This window comes from Bacillus sp. RB3 (assembly GCF_030164735.1).
GTDB classification, from domain to species: domain Bacteria; phylum Bacillota; class Bacilli; order Bacillales; family Bacillaceae_G; genus Bacillus_A; species Bacillus_A cereus.
This window is the reverse complement of record NZ_JASNGE010000129.1, coordinates 1-251: the sequence shown is the minus strand read 5'-3', so window position 1 is coordinate 251 and position 251 is coordinate 1. Positions and strand designations below refer to the sequence as shown.

Sequence of the window (251 nt, the reverse complement as noted above, 5' to 3'; positions counted from 1 at the left end):
GATGTTGATAAAAATTCTTGGTCTTACGGTGCAATTAGTGCATTAGAGGAAAATGGGGTTACAATTGGTACAGGAGATAATATGTATTCTCCAAAAATGTTTGTAACACGTGAAGCGTATAGTCAATTCTTATATAACTCTATTAATGCAGTTGAAAAAGAAACAAAACCAGAAGTGAAGCCAGATCCAAAGCCTGAAACAAAACCAGAAGTGAAACCAGATCCAAAGCCTGAAACAAAACCAGAAGTGAA

At 35.5% G+C, this 251-nt stretch carries 1 protein-coding gene; it reads left to right on the top strand.

Annotation, left to right across the window (positions count from 1 at the left end; genetic code table 11):
• On the top strand, positions 1-251 hold a 251-nt coding region (locus QO049_RS30655), incomplete at both ends, for an S-layer homology domain-containing protein (protein WP_284489838.1).